Source organism: Amycolatopsis sp. lyj-90 (genome assembly GCF_046549035.1).
Taxonomy (GTDB): Bacteria; Actinomycetota; Actinomycetes; order Mycobacteriales; family Pseudonocardiaceae; genus Amycolatopsis.
Genome location: NZ_JAJPWP010000004.1, coordinates 149,907 through 166,163, shown reverse-complemented (window position 1 = coordinate 166,163; position 16,257 = coordinate 149,907). Strand labels below are relative to the sequence as shown.

The 16,257-nt window shown below is 68.0% G+C and carries 19 protein-coding genes; 9 read left to right on the top strand and 10 right to left on the bottom strand.

What is annotated here, in order from left to right; genetic code table 11:
* Window positions 1–642: 642 nt before the first annotated feature.
* Window positions 643–1,002, bottom strand: coding sequence for a GNAT family N-acetyltransferase (locus ACLJPX_RS16710; RefSeq protein ID WP_410600884.1), 360 nt, complete (start codon window positions 1,000–1,002; stop codon window positions 643–645).
* 109 nt (window positions 1,003–1,111) lie between these two features.
* Between ACLJPX_RS16710 and ACLJPX_RS16705 the strand changes: the two genes are divergently transcribed.
* Entirely contained in the window at window positions 1,112–2,266 is a 1,155-nt protein-coding gene (locus ACLJPX_RS16705) for an epoxide hydrolase family protein (protein WP_410600883.1), read from the top strand.
* 45 nt (window positions 2,267–2,311) lie between these two features.
* Window positions 2,312–3,127: a MerR family transcriptional regulator gene (locus ACLJPX_RS16700; protein ID WP_410600882.1), complete on the top strand. Its 816-nt coding sequence runs from the start codon at window positions 2,312–2,314 to the stop codon at window positions 3,125–3,127.
* A 42-nt stretch (window positions 3,128–3,169) separates the two neighbouring features.
* Here the strand turns inward: ACLJPX_RS16700 and ACLJPX_RS16695 are convergent, their stop codons facing one another.
* Window positions 3,170–3,706, bottom strand: a complete 537-nt coding sequence (locus ACLJPX_RS16695; RefSeq protein ID WP_410601325.1) for an alpha/beta fold hydrolase — start codon at window positions 3,704–3,706, stop codon at window positions 3,170–3,172.
* 144 nt (window positions 3,707–3,850) lie between these two features.
* Between ACLJPX_RS16695 and ACLJPX_RS16690 the strand changes: the two genes are divergently transcribed.
* Both ACLJPX_RS16690 and ACLJPX_RS16685 read left to right on the top strand, forming a co-directional pair.
* Window positions 3,851–4,417: a GNAT family N-acetyltransferase gene (locus ACLJPX_RS16690; RefSeq protein ID WP_410600881.1), complete on the top strand. Its 567-nt coding sequence runs from the start codon at window positions 3,851–3,853 to the stop codon at window positions 4,415–4,417.
* Window positions 4,414–5,040, top strand: coding sequence for a LysE family translocator (locus tag ACLJPX_RS16685; protein ID WP_410600880.1), 627 nt, complete (start codon window positions 4,414–4,416; stop codon window positions 5,038–5,040). Before ACLJPX_RS16690 ends, ACLJPX_RS16685 begins: the two co-directional genes overlap by 4 nt.
* Before the next feature lie 23 nt (window positions 5,041–5,063).
* On the opposite strand, the gene ACLJPX_RS16680 is transcribed toward ACLJPX_RS16685, so the two are convergent.
* Complete coding sequence (locus ACLJPX_RS16680; RefSeq protein WP_410600879.1) at window positions 5,064–6,125, bottom strand: cobalamin-independent methionine synthase II family protein; 1,062 nt, start codon at window positions 6,123–6,125, stop codon at window positions 5,064–5,066.
* A gap of 258 nt (window positions 6,126–6,383) precedes the next feature.
* On the opposite strand from ACLJPX_RS16680, the gene ACLJPX_RS16675 reads away from it, so the two are divergent.
* The 5 genes from ACLJPX_RS16675 to ACLJPX_RS16655 all read left to right on the top strand — a co-directional run bounded on the left by ACLJPX_RS16675 (window position 6,384) and on the right by ACLJPX_RS16655 (window position 10,626).
* Complete coding sequence (locus ACLJPX_RS16675; protein ID WP_410600878.1) at window positions 6,384–6,650, top strand: DUF3040 domain-containing protein; 267 nt, start codon at window positions 6,384–6,386, stop codon at window positions 6,648–6,650.
* Between the two features lie 60 nt (window positions 6,651–6,710).
* Entirely contained in the window at window positions 6,711–7,136 is a 426-nt protein-coding gene (locus tag ACLJPX_RS16670; RefSeq protein WP_410600877.1) for a YciI family protein, read from the top strand.
* A 9-nt stretch (window positions 7,137–7,145) separates the two neighbouring features.
* On the top strand, window positions 7,146–8,198 hold the full coding sequence (locus tag ACLJPX_RS16665; protein WP_410600876.1) for a DNA polymerase IV: 1,053 nt from the start codon (window positions 7,146–7,148) through the stop codon (window positions 8,196–8,198).
* Between the two features lie 252 nt (window positions 8,199–8,450).
* Window positions 8,451–9,926: an adenosylhomocysteinase gene (ahcY, locus tag ACLJPX_RS16660; RefSeq protein ID WP_410600875.1), complete on the top strand. Its 1,476-nt coding sequence runs from the start codon at window positions 8,451–8,453 to the stop codon at window positions 9,924–9,926.
* Between the two features lie 544 nt (window positions 9,927–10,470).
* On the top strand, window positions 10,471–10,626 hold the full coding sequence (locus tag ACLJPX_RS16655) for a DUF6131 family protein (RefSeq protein WP_167480014.1): 156 nt from the start codon (window positions 10,471–10,473) through the stop codon (window positions 10,624–10,626).
* A 283-nt stretch (window positions 10,627–10,909) separates the two neighbouring features.
* On the opposite strand, the gene ACLJPX_RS16650 is transcribed toward ACLJPX_RS16655, so the two are convergent.
* The 7 genes from ACLJPX_RS16650 to ACLJPX_RS16620 form a co-directional block, all read right to left on the bottom strand.
* Window positions 10,910–11,122, bottom strand: coding sequence for a hypothetical protein (locus ACLJPX_RS16650; RefSeq protein ID WP_410600874.1), 213 nt, complete (start codon window positions 11,120–11,122; stop codon window positions 10,910–10,912).
* A 127-nt stretch (window positions 11,123–11,249) separates the two neighbouring features.
* On the bottom strand, window positions 11,250–12,104 hold the full coding sequence (locus ACLJPX_RS16645) for a Ku protein (protein ID WP_410600873.1): 855 nt from the start codon (window positions 12,102–12,104) through the stop codon (window positions 11,250–11,252).
* A 118-nt stretch (window positions 12,105–12,222) separates the two neighbouring features.
* Entirely contained in the window at window positions 12,223–13,449 is a 1,227-nt protein-coding gene (locus ACLJPX_RS16640; RefSeq protein WP_101613150.1) for a styrene monooxygenase/indole monooxygenase family protein, read from the bottom strand.
* Window positions 13,450–13,472: 23 nt separating this feature from the next.
* Complete coding sequence (locus ACLJPX_RS16635) at window positions 13,473–14,087, bottom strand: GTP-binding protein (RefSeq protein WP_101607386.1); 615 nt, start codon at window positions 14,085–14,087, stop codon at window positions 13,473–13,475.
* The gene (locus ACLJPX_RS16630) at window positions 14,062–14,445 is read right to left on the bottom strand and encodes a DUF742 domain-containing protein (protein ID WP_101607385.1); all 384 of its coding nucleotides are present in this window, start codon (window positions 14,443–14,445) and stop codon (window positions 14,062–14,064) included. The genes ACLJPX_RS16635 and ACLJPX_RS16630 overlap by 26 nt, the downstream gene beginning before the upstream one ends.
* 19 nt (window positions 14,446–14,464) lie before the next feature.
* Window positions 14,465–14,899: a roadblock/LC7 domain-containing protein gene (locus ACLJPX_RS16625; RefSeq protein WP_005159022.1), complete on the bottom strand. Its 435-nt coding sequence runs from the start codon at window positions 14,897–14,899 to the stop codon at window positions 14,465–14,467.
* Complete coding sequence (locus ACLJPX_RS16620) at window positions 14,896–16,125, bottom strand: sensor histidine kinase (RefSeq protein WP_410600872.1); 1,230 nt, start codon at window positions 16,123–16,125, stop codon at window positions 14,896–14,898. Before ACLJPX_RS16620 ends, ACLJPX_RS16625 begins: the two co-directional genes overlap by 4 nt.
* Between the last annotated feature and the right edge of the window lie 132 nt (window positions 16,126–16,257).

Sequence of the window (16,257 nt, the reverse complement as noted above, 5' to 3'; positions counted from 1 at the left end):
CTTTCTTTCGCATATCGAGAATAGCCCGCTGACCTGCCATCGGTCAACGGGCTGTATACCGGCGAAGGAGGAGGGTGGGCGGGGCGCGAGCGTCGAGGGGGCGGCGGTGAGAGGTCGGTCCGGTTGGTCGTGAGTGGCGATTCGGGTTGGAGCGGAATCGCCACTCACGACCAACCCGACCCACACGGAACCGGCGCCCTGGTCGCTTGAAGTACGTGAAGGCCCCCATCCTTGCGTCTAGCGCAAGGAAGGGGGCCTTCACGCGCGGCCGCCGCGGCTGTTTGGTGCGGGTGGGGCGAAAGTGGCGGCCGTGGCGATCACGAAGGTAGTGAAGGCCTCCATCACTACTGTCAAGGTAGGCAAGGGGCCCTTCACGGCCCGGCCCCGTGAACGACCGCAGCCAGAAGCCGGGAGGTAACCAAAACACCCTCGGTTTTAACCCGAATCGCCACTCACGACCCCCTCGCCCCAGCACGGATCCGCCAGACGACAGCGTCGCGAAAGCGCCCTTCGCAACGTCCCGTCGAGCGGACTGGCGCTACGGCAATCGGGCAGGCGACGCGAGGACTGCCACCTCTTCACACCTGGCGATCAGGTTTCAGCCGAGCCGTAGGTCCACAGTGGACACATGTGCAGGCGTGGTCAGGCGAGACCGAGCGCGGGAAGACACTCCCGAACACCGGCCAGTTCGATGTCGTCGCGCCGGGCTCGTTCCCAGACGTCCCGGGTCAGCCGCCAGCACTGGATCTGCGCGACCTCGCCGCGGCGGGTGTCCCAGCTCGTGCCGTTCGGCTCGTAGCCCAGCGCGCGGGAAACCCGGTTGGAGGCGTTGTTGTCGGTGAACGCGTCGCTCGTCGCTTCCCGTGCGCCCAGCCCCGCGAAGGCCAGCTGCAGGACCGCCGCTCGCATCTCCGCCCCGATCCCGCGGCCGCGCCGACCCGGCGCCAGCCACTCCAGCAACTCGTCCGTCGCCCCGGCCAAGGTCAGCCGCGGCGTCCGCACCTCGAGGTTCAGCGGAGGCTACGTGTGAGTCACTCTCAAGACGGTAGGGGGACGCGGCGGCCGGGCGCACGCGCTTTTTCGTCGGACCCCCTCGCTACCGTCGGCCGTCATGGACACCACGCCCTTCCAGGCCCAGGTGCCGGAGTCCGAACTCGAAGACCTCCGAGACCGGCTCCGCCGCACCCGCTGGCCCGAAGACGAGACCGTCGGCGACTGGTCGCAAGGCGTCCCGGCCGGCTACCTGCGCAAACTGTGCTCGTACTGGGCGGAGACCTACGACTGGCGGGCCGCCGAGTCCCGGCTCAACGCGATTCCCCAATTCAAGACCGAGATCGACGGGCTCGGCATCCATTACCTGCACGCCCGGTCCCCGCATCCCGGCGCACTGCCGCTGATCCTCAGCCATGGCTGGCCGGGTTCGGTCTTCGAATTCCTCGAGGTGATCGGCCCGCTCACCGATCCGGTCGCCCACGGCGGCGACGCGGCGGACGCGTTCCACGTCGTCGTCCCGTCCCTGCCCGGGTACGGCTTCAGCGACAAGCCCGCGCGAGCGGGCTGGTCGATCCAGCGCATCGCCGACGCCTGGATCCACCTCATGGACGGCCTCGGGTACGAACGCTTCGGCGCCCAAGGCGGCGATTGGGGCACCAGCATCACCACGCTCATGGGGCGGACGGCGCCCGAACGCCTGGCCGGGATCCACCTCAACCCGCCGCTGGCGGCACCGGATCCGGCGACGTTCGACGACCTCACCGCATCCGAACGCAAGTCGCTCGACGACCTCGAACGCGCCAAGGCGGACGGTTCGGGCTACGCGATCCAGCAGGCGACGAGACCGCAGACGATCGGCTACGCGCTGGCCGACTCGCCGGTGGCGCTGTGCGCGTGGATCGTCGAGAAGTTCCAGGCGTGGACGGATTGCGACGGCCATCCGGAGAACGCCCTGAGCCGGGACGCGATGCTCGACGACATCACGCTCTACTGGCTGACCGGCACCGGCGCCTCGTCCGCCCGGCTGTACTGGGAAAGCTTCGCCGAGGTGTCGAGCTGGTTCTCCGATTCCACTGTGGACACGATCGCCGTGCCCACCGGCTGTTCGATCTTCCCGCGCGAGACCCCGCGCCCGTCCCGCCGCTGGGCCGAGCGCCGGTTCACCGACATCCGGTACTGGAACGAACTGGAGCGAGGCGGCCACTTCGCGGCCTTCGAGCAGCCGGACGTCTTCACCGAGGAGGTGCGGTCGTTCTTCCGTCTCGTGCGGTGACCGCTTGACTGTGACACCGTGTCAGGCTGTCCGCTGGGAGCCGCCATGTTCAGTATCGGAGATTTCGCCAAACACGGCCGGGTGTCGGTCCGGATGCTGCGTCACTACGACGCCATCGGGCTGCTGCGGCCCGCCCATGTCGACCCGTTCAGCGGTTACCGGTCCTACTCCGGCGACCAGCTGGCCCGACTCAACCGGGTGATCGCGCTCAAGGATCTCGGCTTCACCCTCACCCAGGTGCAGGAGATCCTCGACGCCGAGATCGGCGCGGACGAGCTGCGCGGGATGCTGCGGCTGCGGCGGGCCGAACTCGAGGCGGCCATCGCCGCCGACGAGGCGCGGCTCAAGGCCGTCGAAGCGAGACTCCGTTCGATCGAAAGCGAGGGAACCATGCCTTCCGAGGACGTCGTGGTCAAAAGCCTGCCCGCGGTCCGCGTCGCCGAGCTGACCGGCACGGCGAGCGGTTACGTGAACGAAGAGATCGGGCCGGTCGTGCAGGGGCTGTACAAGGACCTCTTCGGGGCGCTCGGCCCCATCACGCCGTCGGGACCGCTCATCGCCTACTACGAGGACGACGCCGACGGCGAACGCGTGCTGATCCACGCCGCCGTCCCGATCTCGGCCGAAACCGACGGCACCGAAGGGTTTTCGACGGTGAGCCTCGCCGAAGTGCCGTCCGCCGCGACGATCCTGCACCGGGGCTCGATGGAGACCGTGCTCTCCAGCTACCAGGCCCTGGCGAAGTGGGTCGACGCGCACGGGTACCGCGCGAGCGGCCCGGCCCGGGAGTACTACCTCGAGTGTCCGGCCGACGGGGACAAGTGGGTCACCGAACTGCAGCAGCCGATCACCCAGGCCTGACCGCATCCGGCTCGTGAGTGGTAAAGACGGTTAGAACCGTCTTTACCACTCACGAGCGGCTAGCCAAGGAAGTCGGTCAGGGCGGCGTGGAAGGCGTCCGGCACCGTCCGCATCTCCTCGCTCAACGCGGCGTTCGCCTCGTAGTTGACCGGGAACCAGGGTGTCGCCATCGCCTCGGCGTGCCGCTCGCCGTCCGCCACGAAGTCGGCCGTCCACTGCAGCACCGCGAGTTCGCGGCCTTGATCGTGGCCCGCCGCGCGAAGCCCGGCCCACCGGGCGTGCCTCTCCCCCAGCGCGCTTGAACTCGGCATGCCAGTCGTGGCCGGGGCCGACGCCCGACACGTAGACGAGCGCGCTCACCCGCTCCGGACGCGCGAGGGCGTAGAGCAGGCCGAGATGCGCGCCCCACGAATGCCCGAGCACCACGACCCGGTCGAGCCCGTGCCACTCGCGGACGGCGTCGACGTCGGCCACCATCCGGTCGAGGGTGTACGGGCCTCGGGGGTCCGAGCGCCCGGCGCCGCGCTGGTCCCACCGGATCAGCCCGAACCGCGGACCGGGATCGAGCGTGCCGAACATGTCCCACAGGCCCGGGCCGCCGTGGCAGCACAGGATCGGTTCGCCCCGGCCGGTCGCCGAGGTCCACAGTTCACGGCCGTCGTCGGTGATCACCACGCGATTATCCGGTAGGCGTGATCGCCGTCGTTGGCTATCTTCCGCGATATGACGACGTACACGCCGCCACAACGGACGGCCACGCTCGCGGACGCGCCCGCCATCGCGGCGCTGATGCGGGCCTCGGCGCTGGAGTTGTTCCCCCGGTTCTACGACGCACGGCAGACAGCGAGCGCGGCGAAGCACATGGCTCAACTGGATCTGTGGTTGATCGAGGACGGCACCTATTTCGTGCACGAGGCGGACGGCGAGATCGTCGCCTGCGGGGGCTGGAGCAGGCGCAACAAGATGCATGCCGGCTCAGGCGACGCGTCGGACGACGATCGCCCGCTCGACCCGGCCACCGAACCCGCGCGGGTGCGCGCCATGTTCGTCCGCGGCGACTGGACCCGGCGCGGGCTCGGACGCGCGATCCTCGAGTCGTGCCGTCTAGCGGCGAAAGCCGAAGGATTCACCTCGCTGACGCTGACCGCGACCATGCCCGGCGTCCCGCTGTACCTGTCGTTCGGCTTCAAGGAGGTCGAACGGGTGACGGTGACGACGCCCGACGGCGTCGACGTCCCCGGCGCCGTCATGGCCAGGGACATCGACCAGCCGGATAGCATCGCAGGATGATCTCCGGGGCCACCGCACTCTCGTTCGTCTTGGTCTGCCTGCTCGGCGCGATGGCACCCGGCCCGGACTTCCTGGTGGTGACCCGGAGCGCGATCCTCGGCGGACGCAAGGCCGGGATCGCCGCGGGACTCGGCATCGCGCTCGGCGTCTTCGTCTGGGTGGTCGCGATCGCCCTCGGTGTCGCGGCGATCCTCACCGCGTCGGCGATCGCCTTCACCGCGGTGAAGCTGATCGGCGCCGCGTACCTGATCTTCCTCGGCGTCAAGGCGTGGCTGGCGGTGCGCCGCGGCGACTACAGCGAACTCAAGGACAAGGTGGCACCCGTGGTCGCGCCCAAGGAGGCGTTCCGGCACGGACTGCTCACCAACCTGCTCAACCCGAAGGTGGCGGTCTTCTTCCTCGCGCTGCTGCCCCAGTTCCTCCCGCATTCGGCCACGACCGCGGAGACCCTGCAACTGGCGGCGCTGGCCACCACGGTCGCCGTCGTGTGGACCTTCGTCCTGGCGACGCTGGTCGGTTCCCTGCGGAAGTTCTTCGCCTCCGGCCGGGTGCGGCGCGGGATGGACGCGGTGATGGGCACCTTGCTCGTCGGGCTCGGCATCCGGGTCGCCGTCCAGAACTGAGCGAAGGTGCCCATCACAGGGCGTCAGAGCAGGGAATCGGCGGCGAGGCGGGTGCCTTCGACGCGGGCGGCGATCTTGGCGAACGCGGTCTCCCGCGACGTCGAGGTGTCGTCGGCGAACGGCGAGAACCCGCAGTCGTCACAGGTGCCCAGCCGGTCCGGCGAGATGAACCGCGCCGCCTGAAGCACGCGGTCCCGGACCTCCTCGGCGGTTTCGACGCGCGGGTCGATCGGGTCGGTCACGCCGACGAAGATCCGCTGGTCCGGCTGTGCGTGGTCGGCGATCACCTGCAACGCCCGCTCCGGATCCGCCTCGCTGGCCAGCTGCACGTAGACGTTGCCCACCTTCAGCTGGAACAACGTCGGCAGCAAGCCGGCGTAGTCGACGTCGAGGCTGTGCACCGAGTCCTGGTCGCCACCGGGGCAGGTGTGCACGCCGATCTTCTTCCGCTCCTCGTCGGAGAATCGTTCCAGCACGGCGTTGTTCAGATCCACAAAGGATTTCAGCAGCCCGCCGGACGGGTCGAGCTTCAGCGACAACCTGCCCTCGGTGAAGTCGATCTGAACGCTGTCCGCACCCGCGTCGAGGCTGCGGCGGATATCGGCTTCCGCTTCGTTCACCAAGTCGGCGATGAACTGTTCTTTCGCATATCCCGCCAATTCCTCACCGGGATAGACGAGCCCGATCGCCGAAGCGGCGATCACCGCCTGCTTCACCGGTTTGGTGGCGTGCTTCTTGGCCTCGCGCAGATAGGAGTCGGCGTAGGTCTGATAGCGGAACGGACCGGCGGTGAGCCTCGGAAGCTGCCGGGTGTGCCCGTCCGCGAAGGGGATGACGACCCCGTCCGGCGCCAGCGAAGTGAGGCCCGCCAAGGGATACGTGGCGAAGCTCGGCTTGCTCTGTTCGCCGTCGGTGATGACCGGCGAGCCCGTCTCCTCCAGCCGCTTGATGGTGTCCACGAGGGCTTTTTCCTGCAACTCGCCGAGACCGTCGGCGTCGAGCCGCCCGGCCGCGTGCTCGCCGAGCGCTTCGACGAGATAGCCCGGACGGGGAATGCTGCCGATCGGTTCGGTGGGTATGGTCATCGCTCGCGTCCTCCCAGGTGGAGCAGCCGCGGCCGCCTTGGCCGCAATCGCAGAAACTACCGATCTCTCCTCTCCTTGACGATCTTTCCGCGCGCGGTGACCACGAATGGCGCAACCATTCGGTCTACAAAGAATGTTCCGTTCGCCGACACGTATAGGTCGTTATACAAAAGTCGGTGAAATTCGATGCTTATCCGGTCCCGGTCCTGGGTATTCCGTGGTAGTCGACCGGCCGGGGCGCGCCGAAGGAGAACCGAGATGCTGAGCCATCACGATCGGCAAGAGCTGGAGAAAATCGAGCGCTGGTTCGAGCTGACCGAGCCGGCGCTGGCCGCCCGGCTCCGCTCCGGCAAGCCCGCACGGCCGCCGCTGCTCCGGCTGTCGGTCCTCCTGAGTCTGGACATCACCGCGGGCTTGTTGATGCTGCTGGGCATGGTGGTGAACAGCCCCGCCGTGCTGCTGCTCGGGATGATCACCGTGACCGCGGCGGTGATCGCGCACCTGTCCCGGTTCGGGCGCGGCTGATCTTCCTCCCGCACGCCGGTAGAGTCCGGGCGATACGTCCGGTTCACTGGGAGGAAGACCATGCGGTTCATGATCATCATCAAGGCGGACGAGGATTCCGAAGCCGGGAAGATGCCGCCGATGGAGGCCCTGACCGCCATGGCGAAGTTCAACCAGGACATGCTCGACGCCGGGGTGCTGGTGGGCGGCGAGGGACTGCAGGAGAGTTCGAAGGGCGCGCGGGTCACGGTCAACGCCGCCGGATCCACGGTCACCGACGGCCCGTTCACCGAAGCCAAGGAACTCGTCGGCGGCTTCTGGATCCTTGACGTCCCTTCGCGCGCCGAAGCGATCGAGTGGGCGAAGCGGTGTCCCACTCCCCCGCACGGCGACACCATCCTCGAGGTCCGCAAGATCCTCGAAGCCGAGGACTTCGGCGAGAACTTCACGCCGGAACTGCAGGAGAACGAGCAGCGGATGCGCGACGAGATCGCCGAACGGGCTTAGAGTCGCCTCATGGCCGCCCGGGAGTGGGTACTCCACGTCGACCTCGACCAGTTCATCGCGGCGGTCGAGGTCGCCCGGCGGCCTGAGCTGCGCGGCAAACCCGTGGTCGTCGGCGGCACGGGCGATCCGGCCGAACGGGCCGTGGTGGCGACAGCTTCGTACGAAGCGCGGGAATTCGGTGTCCAGTCCGGGATGCCGTTGCGGACGGCCGCGAAACGCTGCCCCGACGCGGTCTTCCTGGCCACGGACGCGCCCGCGTACCAGGAAGTCTCCGATCGGGTGATGGCGACGCTGCGGGAGTTCCCGGTGGTCGTCGAGGTACTCGGCTGGGACGAGGCGTTCCTCGGCGTCACCACCGACGACCCCGAAACACTCGCCGCCGACATCCGGCGAGCGGTGACCGAGGAGACCGGGCTGTCGTGCTCGGTCGGCATCGGAGACAACAAGCTGCGCGCCAAACTCGCCACCGGATTCGCCAAACCGGCCGGGATCTTCCGGCTCGTCCAGGAGAACTGGTGGGACGTCATGGCCGAGAAGCCGACGGACGCGCTGTGGGGCATCGGCGCCAAGACCACGAAGAAGCTCGCCGAGGCCGGCTATCACACCGTGCTGGAACTGGCGGGCGCCGACCCGGCGGGGCTCGCCGCGCGGTTCGGCCCGAAGCTCGGCCCGTGGTACCGGATCCTCGCCGGGGGAATCGGCGACGCAGAGGTCACCGCGACGCCTTACGTGGCGCGGTCCCGCAGTCGCGAGACGACCTTCCAGCAGAACCTGACCGATCCTGGGGACATGGCCGCCGAGGTCGTCGCGCTGGCGAAACGTGTTTCCCAGGACGTCGCCGAGGAAGGCAGGCCCGCCGCGCGGGTCGCGGTGAAGGTCCGGTTCGCGCCGTTCCTGACCCACACCCACAGCGTGACCCTCCCCGCCCCGACCGCGGACCCCGCCGAGATCGAGAGGGCGGCGCTGGCCGTGCTCGGCATGTTCGACCTCGGCAGACCGGTCCGCCTGCTGGGTGTCCGGGCCGAATTCCCCCCGACGGTGGCGCGATCCGCGTCGCCTTGACAGCGCTCGCGGCGCTTTGCCATCCTGGTTTCGGGCCGAGAGGCGCTGCGACGGAATCCTTCCGCCACGCTCGGCCCGCTGCGACAGACGTAAGGGCGCCTCCCACTGCGGAGGTGCCTTTCTTGCGTCGAAACCCTTTTCCGGCCGTCGTCGTCGAGGCCGTGCGCTGAACAACCCCCGCATTGACCCCGTTCTTCCCGCCACCGGCGAGAAGGACCGCTCCACCTTGCCTTCCTCATGAATGGAGAACCAGTGAGCCCCACCCTGTCCAAGGTCAACGGGATCGAATTCGCCGTCGCCGACCTCTCCCTCGCCGAGGCCGGCCGCAAGCAGCTGCGCCTCGCCGAGGTCGAGATGCCCGGCTTGATGGCGCTGCGCCGTGAATACGCCGACTCGCAGCCCCTCAAGGGCGCGCGGGTCGCGGGTTCGCTGCACATGACCGTTCAGACCGCCGTGCTGATCGAGACGCTCGTCGCACTCGGCGCCGAAGTGCGCTGGGTCTCCTGCAACATCTTCTCCACGCAGGACGAGGCGGCCGCGGCCGTCGTCGTCGGCCCGAACGGCACCGTCGACGCGCCTGCGGGCTCCGCGGTGTTCGCGTGGAAGGGCGAGACCCTGGCCGAGTACTGGTGGTGCACCGACCAGCTCTTCGACTTCGGCGACGGCCGTCTCCCGAACATGATCCTCGACGACGGTGGCGACGCGACCCTGCTGATCCACAAGGGTGTCGAGTTCGAGGCCGCCGGCGCCGTCCCGCAGGCGACCGAGGAAGACCCCGAGGAGTACACCCTCGTCCTGCGCACGCTGACCGACAGCATCGCGCGCGACGCCGGCCGGTTCACCCGCATCGCCAAGGAGGTCCGCGGCGTCACCGAGGAGACCACCAACGGTGTCAAGCGGCTCTACAAGCTCGCCAAGGACGGCGAGCTGCTGTTCCCGGCGATGAACGTCAACGACTCGGTGACGAAGTCGAAGTTCGACAACAAGTACGGCATCCGTCACTCGCTCATCGACGGTCTCAACCGCGGCACCGACGTGATGATCGCGGGCAAGGTCGCCGTCATCTGCGGCTACGGCGACGTCGGCAAGGGCGCGGTGGAATCGCTGCGGGGCCAGGGCGCCCGCGTGGTCGTCACCGAGATCGACCCGATCTGCGCGCTGCAGGCGGCGATGGAGGGCCTCGACGTCGTGGAGCTCGACGACGTCATCGAGCGCGGCGACATCTTCATCACCACCACCGGCAACTTCGACATCATCATGGCCGACCAGATGGCCAAGATGAAGCACAACGCGATCGTCGCGAACGTCGGCCACTTCGACAACGAGATCGACATGGCCGGGCTCGCGAAGATCCCGGGCATCGAGAAGATCGAGATCAAGCCGCAGGTGCACGAGTGGGTCTTCCCCGCGACGGCCGACCGCGAGCAGCACTCCATCCTCGTGCTGTCCGAAGGCAGGCTGATGAACCTCGGGAACGCCACCGGCCACCCGAGCTTCGTGATGTCGAACTCCTTCACCAACCAGACGATCGCGCAGATCGAGCTGTTCACGAAGCAGGGCCAGTACGCCACCGACGTCCACGTGCTGCCGAAGCACCTCGACGAGAAGGTGGCACGCCTGCACCTCGACGCGCTGGGCGTCCGGCTGACGAAGCTGACCAAGCGCCAGGCCGAGTACATCGGCGTGGACGTCGAGGGTCCGTACAAGCTGGACCACTACCGCTACTGAGTCCGTCCCGGCTCGTGAGTGGTAGGGACGGTTCTAACCGTCCCTACCACTCACGACCAGGGCGAAGGTGGAGTGTCCGCGACGACACGGTCGAGCGTGGAGGATTCGGGACGTTCAACGTCCCGAATCCTCCATCGTCGCAGGGGTCGGACCGGTCTCGGAGCTTGATCGACGGAGGATTGGGGACGCTCAACGTCCCCAATCCTCCGTCGATCAAGACCTTGCCACCCCACGACCGACAGCCGAGCGGGGAAGATTTAGGACGTTCAACGTCCCAAATCCTCCCCACTCACCCAGCCGGCAGGCAGGCAAACGGTCCACCAGAACCGCACCTACCACTCACGAGGTCCGGCACCGATCGCGAAACACCCTTCGCCGTCAACCCCTTCTGTGACACCTGACGCACCGCACCGGAGCACTAGGCCGAATGCGTGAAAACTACGGCCGGATGGACCTGTTTCCCGTGGCGTGAACCGGGAATCCCTTATGTAGCCACACCCCGGCATCACCTTGGCCGGGCGACTACGAAGGAGAAGGTGCCCCCGTGATCATTCTCGGCGTCATCCTGATTGTCATCGGTGTCATCGCCAGCATCCCCGTTCTGTACTCGATCGGGATCGCGCTCGCGGTCATCGGCATCATCCTGGCCGTTCTCGGGAACACCGGGAAGGCCATCGGCGGTCGCGCCCACTGGTTCTGAGCACCGGACCACAGCTGATACCGAGCCCCCGGTACCAGCGTTGAGACAGACTGGGCACCCGGCGTTCCCCTCACGCCGGGTGCCCGGTCTGTTTCGTTCCCGGCCCGCAAGGGCGAAGCACTACGACATGAAGGGGCCCCCCGGCTCCGAGGGGGAGGGAGAGCCGGAGGACCCCGTCATAGTTAACACATTTCCGGCCACGATGTACACGAATGCATACACCTTCGAGTGGCAATCGGTCCCGATCTTCCGAATCGGGCCGAACTGGTGTATTGACCGCCGGTCAAGAAGCCCGCAGCAGCTGCCAGGCCTCCACCACGGCGCAGGTGCAGCCCCCGTCGACGTCGAAACAGTCGATCGTCAGCGTGTACCGGGCGAAGTCGAGGTCGACGCAGCCGTCTTCGCTGCATTCGGTGAAACCACCGTCCAGGTGGACCACGAGGGTTCCGTGGCAGTGGTCGAGTCCGCCGGCGCAGAACGCGCACTCCATGCTCATGCCGCCTCTCGGAAAAGTTCTCCTCGGTTGCCTTACTACCACCGAGAGGCGACAAATCCTGGCATGACGACGGCGTGTCGCCGGACCCGGCCGGGTGACACCGGGCACAACAGTCCACAAAGGAGAGTCAGGCGCTCTTCGGGGTTCGCTTGGCGGAGGCGGGTTTCTTGGCCGCGGTGGCCTTCTTGGCCGCCGTCGGCTTCCGGCTCTTCTTCGCCTCGCTCACGCTGGCCTGCAGGGCCTCCATGAGGTCGACGACGTCGGCCTTCGCCCCGACGGCCTTCGGTTTCGCCGTCTCGTTCCCGGCGGCCTTGGCCTCGATCATGGCCTCCAGCGCCTCGCGGTAGGAGTCGTTGTACTTCTCGTGCTCGAACACCGGCTCCGAAAGCGAGTCGATCAGGGAACCCGCCATCGTCAGTTCCTGGGGCCTCACCTGCGGAGGATCGTCGTGCAGGAAGCCGAAGTCCGGAACACGGACCTCGTCGGGCCACAGCATCGTCGTCATCATCAGGACGTCGCTGTGCACCCGCAGGATCGCGAGCGTCTCCCGCTGCCGGATGGCGACCTTCGCGATCGCCACATGGCTCGCCTTCTCCAGCGCGTCACGCAGGACCACGTACGGCTTGACGGCGTTCTTCTGCGGTTCGAGGTAGTAGGTCTTGTCGAAGTGGATCGGGTCGATGGACTCCAGCGGCACGAACTCGAGCACGTCGATCGCTCGCGACGACGCCAGCGGCAGCTCGGACATGTCCTCGTCGGTGAGCACAACCATCTCGCCGTCGGGCAGTTCGTAGCCCTTGGCGATCTCGGCGTAGGGCACTTCCTCGCCGTCGATCGTGCAGAACCGCTTGTACTGGATGCGGCCGCCGTCGGCCTCGTGCACCTGGCGCAGCGAGACGTTCTTGTTCTCGGTGGCCGCATAGAGCTGGATCGGGATGCTCACCAGCCCGAAGGACACCGAGCCCTTCCACATCGAACGCATCGCGCCGCACCTCCACCGCCGTCACCGACCGTACTCACGCTCGGTAACAACGGTAGCCCGAAACGGCGCACCGCGACAGTCCCGCCAACCCGATCGCGGGACTACCGCGGTCCCGGAATCACGCTTCGGCCAGGTACTTCTCCGCCTTCGCCGGATCGAAGAACCAGTGCTGGAAGTCGGTCGGATCGGAGAACCCGTCCGCGAATCGCTTCGCCACGGCGGGGTTCTCCCCCGCCGCGCCGATGATCTGGAGCACGTGCGGGGGCGGCGGCTGGAGCATCGCGTTGGTCCAGGTCGTCACGTGCTGGGCGTACTCCCAGTACTTCTCGAACGACGCGGTCATCCACTCCTCGTCGAACGGCTTGTCCCCGCGATCGAGGATCGAGTCCAGATAGGACGCCGCGCAGTGGCTCGCGTTGTTGGAGCCCTGACCGGTGATCGGGTCGTTGGCCACCACGACGTCGGCCATGCCGAGCACCACGGTGCCCGAGGGCAGCTTGCCGACCGCGTTCCGCACGACCGGGGTGTACCCGCCTGCCAGCGTCGACTTCTCGTCGGTCAGCACGGCGTTGCGCGAGCGCTCGTACTCCCACGGGAGGAACTGCTTCATCAGCGAAAGGATCCGGTCGAGATGCTGCTGTGGCGACGGCCGGTCGCCCCAGCAGTCGAGCGGGCCGCCGGGGACGCCCTCGAAGAACAGGATGTCGCAGTTCCCGCTCAGCGTGTACGCGGGGATCATGAACAGCTCGCCGACGCCCGGGATGATGTTGAAGCGCACCGCCGCCTTGTCCGGATGCTCCGGCCGGGGCTCCAGACCGTGCACGTAGGCCAGCGAAAGAGCGCGCTGGGGCTCCGTGTACGGCGACCGCTCCGGGATCCGGTCGAACAGCTGGACCAGCTCACCCTTGCCCGCCGCGATGACCACGAGGTCGTACAGCTTCGCCAGCGGCGCCAGGTCCGAGGTGGTGACGCCGTGGATGACGACCTTGCCGCCGCGGTCCTCCACCAGCTCCAGCCAGGCGGCCATCTTCACCCGCTGGTCCACCGACTGCGCGTAGTGCTCCAACGGGGCGAACCAGTCCAGCACCCGGCTGGAATCCGGTCCGGCGATGGACACGCCGAGTCCTTCGACCCGGACGGTCTCGTCCTCCCACAGGTTCAGCTTGTGGTCCCGCTCGTGCTGCAGGGCGGAGTGGAACATGCACTGGGTCGACATCACCTTGCCGGACCGGATCTCGTCCGGCGTCCTCGCCGACATCACCGTGACGTCGTAGTCGTGGTCCAGCAGGCTCAAGGCGAGTTGCAACCCCGACTGCCCGGCACCGACGATCAGAACCTTGCGCATCCTCGACATTCCTCCCAGAACCGTCAGCTGAGTGCGAACTCGCGGCCCGGCCCGGAGACCACCGCGAGGGACAACGTGTGCGTCACGAGTTCCTGCAGGGTCGCGACCGTGGACTTCGGATCGCGGGCGTCGCAGGTGACCAGCGGGATGTCCGGGGACAGCGCGAGGGCGTCGCGAACCTCTTCGAGGTCGTGCACCGGCATCCCCTCGAACTGGTTGACCGCGACGATGAACGGCAGGTCGGAGTCGTTCTCGAAGTAGTTGATCGCCGCGAACGACTGGTCGATCCGGCTGGTGTCGACCAGCACGACGGCGCCGAGCGCGCCGCGCGAGAGGTCGTCCCAGAGGAACCAGAACCGGGCCTGGCCGGGGGTGCCGAACAGGTACAGGAGCAGGTCTTCGCGGAGGGTGATCCGGCCGAAGTCCATCGCGACCGTGGTGGTGGATTTGGTTCCGGGCGGCACGAGCTCGTCGACCCCGGCGCCCGCCTCGGTCATCCAAGCCTCGTTGCTCAGGGGCGGGACCTCGGAGACGGCGCCGACGAACGTCGTCTTGCCCACGCCGAATCCACCGGCGACGACGATCTTGGCGGAGATCGCCAAGAGGTCGGCGTCAGACCGGGAGGCGCTTGAGTCCATCGAGGATCCTCTCGAGCACGTTCGTATCGTGGTTGTAGGCGTGGGCCGTCGGGTGCACGAAGACGGCGCCCTGGGTGGCGAGGTCGCCGATGAGCACGCGGACCACGCCCAGTGGCAGGTCCAGGCCCACCGAAAGCTCGGCGATCGACGAGCGTTCGCGGGCGCGCTCGTACAGCGAGCGCGATTCGGGCATCAGCGCTTCGGACAGCGCCGGGTCGTAGCGCGGGACCGAGATCAGGGTCTCCACCAGCAGCAGATGGCTGCTCTTGGTGCGGCCGCCGGTCAGCGCGTACGGCCGGATTCTGCGGCTGCGCATCTTGACCGGCCGGTCCGGAGCTTGGTCGCTGGACACGGTCATCCCTTCCTTCTCCGGATTCTCAGGCCTGCGGCCGTCGGGCGGTCAGGACCTGCCGGAGTCCCGCTCGCACCTCGGGAGTGAGGGCGTGGCCGGCGTTGGTGATGAACTGGGTCATCTCGTAGGCGACGACCTTCATGTCGCAGTCGGGTTCGGTGAGCACGGCGAGCCCCGCCTCGGCGCCGATCCCCATGAACAGGAAGTACCCGCGGGTGAGCCGGATGATGATCTGCTCGCAGTTGCCCTTGCCGAACAACGCGGCGCTGTTGCCCGCGAGGCTGAGCAGGCCGCTCGCGATGGCGGCGAGCTGTTCCGCGTCGTCACTGGACACCGATTCCGAAGCGGTCAAAGGGAAACCGTCGACGGACATGATCAGCGCGTGACTCGCGCCATGCACCTTGCGCACGAAGTCGTCGAGCAGCCACGTGAAATCCGTGGTCGCGTCCTGGGCGGTCACTGGGTGTTTCCTCCGGTCTCGCGCTCGTGCCGGTCGTCGAGGGCGGCGCGCTCGCCGTCGGAGAAGGCATCGAGGTCGGCCAGCAGCGCCGAGTGCCCGTCCGCCGCGTCGGCGGGCGGGGTGGTCGGCGGGGCCGGTTCGTCGGGCAAAGTCCTGATACTGCGGGAAACCCGGCGCGGCAGGCCGCTCGCCGTGGTCCCGCCGTCGGTGGGCGGCGGGACGGCCGCGCGCGGACGCGGGCTGGGCTTGCGCTCCGGTTCCGACGTCGTCGGCGCGGCCGGGCGCCGCCTCGGCAGCGTGGACGTCGTCGCGGTGGGGCTTCCCACGTGTGTTCCGTTGGTGATCCTCGTCTGCGGCAGGACCACCGTCTGCGAACCGGACCACTGCTTCTCGGCCAGTTCCGAGACCACCGGCACCGGCAGCAGCACGGTGGCGACCGTGCCGTGCGGGGTGCGGCGGTCGAGCTTGACGGTGATCTCGTGCCGGTCGGCGAGCCTGCCGACGACCGCGAGTCCCATGTGCCGCACCGAATCGTCGTCGAGCACGGCACCGGCGGCGAGGCGTTCGTTCAGCACCGCGAGGCGTTCCGGCGGCATGCCGATGCCTTCGTCCTCGATGCGGATCAGCACGCTCCCCTGTTCGGTGAGGTGCGCGCTGACGCTGACCGGCGAACTCGGCGACGACTGGTTCGCCGCGTTGTCGAACAGTTCCGCGAGGATCCGGCTGACGTCTTCGGCGGCGAAGCCGACCACGCCGAGCGAAACGACGCGGCCGATGGTGATCCGCGAGTAGTGGTCGATCGACGACATCGCGGCCCGCATCACGTCGAGCACGGACGAGATCCCCGCCGCCGTGTCGTCGGCGTCCCGGCCGGCGAGCACGCGCAGGTTCTCGGCGTTGCGCCGCAGGCGGGTCGCCAGGTGGTCGAGCCGGTAGAGCTCGGCGAGGCGGTCGGAGTTCTCCTCCCCCGCCTCCATCGTCTCCAGCTGCGCGAGCAACTGGTCGAGCAGATTGAGGTCGCGCAACGCGACGTTGGAGCAGACACCGGCGAGCGCGCCGGCGTCCGGCGCTTCCACGGCCGGCCGCTGTTCCACCACCGGTTCGGCGGCGGGCGCCCCGGAGTGGGCGTGCCGGGGCGGCGCGGCGAGGAACTGAGCCGCGGCGACCCGGGAGCGGTCCAGAAGAACCCGTGAGCGGTCAAGCAAGCCTCGAGCCCGCGTCACCATGTGCTTCCACTTCTTTCTCTTCGCGTACCCGGACTCGTCTGCAACTCCCCAGTGACAACGTCCGACATGCAAGCAGACGGAACAATCGGTGTCCACAACCGGTTTCCGTTCAACCGCTGGCAGTGACGTGGT

Bases quoted from the DNA above. Each gene is read 5' to 3' on its own strand.
- ACLJPX_RS16685 (WP_410600880.1), top strand. From the start codon at position 4,414: ATGATCTCCGGGGCCACCGCACTCTCGTTCGTCTTGGTCTGCCTGCTC.
- ACLJPX_RS16620 (WP_410600872.1), bottom strand. From the start codon at position 16,125: ATGGTGACGCGGGCTCGAGGCTTGCTTGACCGCTCACGGGTTCTTCTG.
- ACLJPX_RS16635 (WP_101607386.1), bottom strand. From the start codon at position 14,087: ATGGACTCAAGCGCCTCCCGGTCTGACGCCGACCTCTTGGCGATCTCC.
- ACLJPX_RS16680 (WP_410600879.1), bottom strand. From the start codon at position 6,125: ATGACCATACCCACCGAACCGATCGGCAGCATTCCCCGTCCGGGCTAT.
- ACLJPX_RS16650 (WP_410600874.1), bottom strand. From the start codon at position 11,122: ATGAGCATGGAGTGCGCGTTCTGCGCCGGCGGACTCGACCACTGCCAC.
- ACLJPX_RS16705 (WP_410600883.1), top strand. From the start codon at position 1,112: ATGGACACCACGCCCTTCCAGGCCCAGGTGCCGGAGTCCGAACTCGAA.
- ACLJPX_RS16665 (WP_410600876.1), top strand. From the start codon at position 7,146: ATGGCCGCCCGGGAGTGGGTACTCCACGTCGACCTCGACCAGTTCATC.
- ACLJPX_RS16630 (WP_101607385.1), bottom strand. From the start codon at position 14,445: ATGACCGTGTCCAGCGACCAAGCTCCGGACCGGCCGGTCAAGATGCGC.
- ACLJPX_RS16670 (WP_410600877.1), top strand. From the start codon at position 6,711: ATGCGGTTCATGATCATCATCAAGGCGGACGAGGATTCCGAAGCCGGG.
- ACLJPX_RS16640 (WP_101613150.1), bottom strand. From the start codon at position 13,449: ATGCGCAAGGTTCTGATCGTCGGTGCCGGGCAGTCGGGGTTGCAACTC.
- ACLJPX_RS16675 (WP_410600878.1), top strand. From the start codon at position 6,384: ATGCTGAGCCATCACGATCGGCAAGAGCTGGAGAAAATCGAGCGCTGG.
- ACLJPX_RS16645 (WP_410600873.1), bottom strand. From the start codon at position 12,104: ATGCGTTCGATGTGGAAGGGCTCGGTGTCCTTCGGGCTGGTGAGCATC.
- ACLJPX_RS16690 (WP_410600881.1), top strand. From the start codon at position 3,851: ATGACGACGTACACGCCGCCACAACGGACGGCCACGCTCGCGGACGCG.
- ACLJPX_RS16700 (WP_410600882.1), top strand. From the start codon at position 2,312: ATGTTCAGTATCGGAGATTTCGCCAAACACGGCCGGGTGTCGGTCCGG.
- ACLJPX_RS16695 (WP_410601325.1), bottom strand. From the start codon at position 3,706: ATGTTCGGCACGCTCGATCCCGGTCCGCGGTTCGGGCTGATCCGGTGG.